This window comes from Sutterella parvirubra YIT 11816 (assembly GCF_000250875.1).
GTDB classification, from domain to species: domain Bacteria; phylum Pseudomonadota; class Gammaproteobacteria; order Burkholderiales; family Burkholderiaceae_F; genus Sutterella; species Sutterella parvirubra.
The window spans coordinates 1-2,799 of record NZ_JH604854.1 but is presented as its reverse complement, the minus strand read 5'-3'; the positions used below and the strand labels follow the sequence as shown (position 1 = coordinate 2,799).

Here is a 2,799-nt window from a genome sequence, read left to right as displayed (position 1 = left end):
ATTACACGTTATTCCCTTACTAGTCCTCACCCGAAATCTCAAGCGCGGGCTCGAGCGCGCCAAAACGCTCGGAGTCACGCTGCGCCCGCACCTCAAAACCCACAAGTCGATCACGATCGCGCGCCGACAGATGGAGCATCTCGACGGCCCCGCCACCGTCTCGACCTTGGAGGAAGCCCGGTGGTTCGCCGAGCGCGGCGTTTCGGGCCTCATCTACGCGGTCGGGATCGCCCCGCAGAAGCTCCACGAAGTCTCACGCATCCGCCGCTCGGGGTGCGATTTGAAGATCACTTTGGACAGCGCGGAAGCCGCGAAGATGGTGTCGGACTTCTGCATGGCGGAAGGGTGCGTGATGCCGGTACTCCTTGAGATCGACGTCGACGGCCACCGTTCGGGGCTTCTCCCCGACGCGGACGATCTGATCGACACGGCGCACGCTCTGAAGCACGGCGCGATTTTGGCCGGGGTGTTGACGCACGCGGGCGGGAGCTACGACCACGAAGGGGTGGAGGCCGCGAAGAAGGCGGCCGAAAACGAGCGCGCCGGGATCGTGAAGGCGGCGGAGCGCCTCCGCCAGGCGAGGTTCCTGGTCGACATCGTCTCGGCGGGTTCCTCCCCCACCTTCATGGCGGCGGAGAGCATGGAAGGCGTCACGGAAATCCGTGCGGGCGTCTACGCCATGGGAGACCTCTTCCAGGCGAACCTCGGGACCGTGGGGCTTGACGACATCGCCGGGTCGGTCCTCTGCACCGTGATCGGGAAGAAGGCCGAGAAGGGGCAGCTCATCGTCGACGCCGGCTGGATGGCGATGTCGCGCGACCGCGGCACCGCGAACCAGCACTGCGACTACGGCTACGGGCTCGTGTGCGATGTGGAGGGCGTCCCGCTTCTGGGCGGGAACGTCGTTATGTCGGGCGCGAACCAGGAGCACGGGATCATCACGGCGCGGGAGGGCTACACGCTCCCCTTGGACCTCTACCCCGTGGGGACGCGCCTGCGGGTGCTCCCCAACCACGCCTGCCCCACGGCCGCGCCCTACCGGACGCTCCTTCTGGTCGACGGCGCGGGGGTCGTGACGGACGAGATCGACCACGTGCGCGGGTGGGGTTGATGCTTTGAGCGGAACCCGACCGCACGCCGGTCCCTGAAGACAAGAACGCCCGGGAAGCGCAATGCTCCGGGCGTTCGGTTTTCTGTGGATGGGTCGGAGGATTCGGAGGACTTCGCGGATGCCGTCAGCGGAGCGGATCCTTGTTCTTGTAGACGGCGTCGAGCGCCGCTTCGGCTTCTTCCCCCCGGACGCTCATCCCGGAGAAGTCCGCGTCGTTCTGGCTCGTGAAGTAGAAGGTGGCGAGCTTCACGTCGCCGCCAGTCACCCGGAACTCGAACTGCACCTGCGTCGCGTCGTCGTAGTGGCACACGAACGCCACCCTGCCCGGCTCCAGCTCCTCCCAAACGCGCGACTCGGGGATGCACATGCCCCAGGTCTCAAACGCCGTTTTGAGGTTGATCGACGGATCATGCGCGGTCGAGGCGGCCTGGACCTTGAGGACGTCCGGCGTCACGGCGGGAGGCGGCGCCACCGGCATCGGCACGTCCTTCGGGGCCCCGGCGCAGCCTGCGAGAAGCGCGGCGAACGTCAGGAGGGGAAGAAGACGGGCGGAGGCGGTCTTGGACATCGTGGGCATGGTCGGTCCTGGAGGTGGTCGGGTCGATGATGGGGCTGGTCGGCGTGCGGGCGCGGTCTGCGGTCCGCAGTCTGATGAGGCCGGAGAGCCCCGGACGGGCGCACGCATCCCCGAATCTTAGCGAACCGCGGGAGAAGACGGCGTTCGCTTCTCTCGAACAGGATGTTCGGGATGAGATCCTCAATTGGGGCGGAGGGAACGCCCGTTCTGGGATGCGGAAGCACCCGTCGTGAATGGCAAAGCGCCCGTCGGGCGCGGAGCCTCGGCGGGCGCGTATGAGTTTGTGGGGTTTGCGGCTACAGGAACTCCGATCAGTTCTTCCGGAGCACGTAGTTGTCGGCGAGAGCTCCGGTGATCGGATTCCCCTCGATGTCCATGAGGCGGAGTTCGTTCCCGTCACGCTCGGCCCAGCGGATGGGCTTCTTCGGGTCCAGAGGCGTCATTTGGATGCGGTTTCCCTTCACCGTCCAGCGGCCGTCCTCGACGGTCGTGAGGTTCTTCTCCAGGTACGTGTCGATCCTCGTGTAGGTCCCGACGGCGCGCACGTAGAGCGCCACGCGGATCCCGGGGCCGTCCGCCGCGGGAATGACGCCTTCGTAGACGCCGGAGGCGGCGCGCTCGGCTTCGGTCGAGATCTGCATCTGCCCGTCGGATGTCGTGCGGTCAGGGTTCCCCACGCCCGCGGCGCAGCCGGCGGCGAGGATGACGGCGCCCAAAGCGGCGAGCAGCGTGTGTTTCGGCGGGATTGAAGACTTGGGGGCGTCGGCGGACTTGGCATTCTTGGCGGCGTCGCCGGCCATCTGAGACCGGACGTCCTGCGCCTTGGTGCGGCGGCGGGAGGCCGGGCGGAGAGGCTTTTCGAGCGTCTCGTCGGCGGAGGGGGCGGAGGACTTGCCGGCCTTCGCGGATTGGGGTGAATCGGAGGACTTCGAGGAACGGAAGAATCGAACCATCTGTCGGTGCTCCTTTGGGGGCGTGAGCCCCTGCGTGCGTTGTGGGGCGATTTCAAGGCGGTTTTTGAGTTCGGACGACCCTCTGGTCCGGGCGTCCTCGGAGTGCAATCTAAGGGGCGCGGAGCGCAACATGTGCAAGCAATTGCGCGGCGAATGTG

At 66.7% G+C, this 2,799-nt stretch carries 3 protein-coding genes; 1 reads left to right on the top strand and 2 read right to left on the bottom strand.

Annotated elements, in window-relative coordinates:
* Positions 1-1,111, top strand: a 1,111-nt coding sequence (locus tag HMPREF9440_RS00770) for an alanine racemase (RefSeq protein ID WP_008540542.1), incomplete at its 5' end; no start/stop codon positions are given.
* Positions 1,112-1,235: 124 nt separating this feature from the next.
* On the opposite strand, the gene HMPREF9440_RS00765 is transcribed toward HMPREF9440_RS00770, so the two are convergent.
* Together HMPREF9440_RS00765 and HMPREF9440_RS10325 are read right to left on the bottom strand one after the other, a co-directional pair.
* Positions 1,236-1,688 carry a hypothetical protein gene (locus tag HMPREF9440_RS00765; protein ID WP_008540541.1) on the bottom strand — a complete coding sequence of 151 codons (453 nt, stop codon included), beginning with the start codon at positions 1,686-1,688 and terminating at the stop codon, positions 1,236-1,238.
* A gap of 311 nt (positions 1,689-1,999) precedes the next feature.
* Positions 2,000-2,641 (bottom strand): copper resistance protein NlpE, encoded by a 642-nt coding sequence (locus HMPREF9440_RS10325; protein WP_050816037.1) that lies wholly within the window; start codon positions 2,639-2,641, stop codon positions 2,000-2,002.
* Positions 2,642-2,799 lie beyond the last annotated feature (158 nt).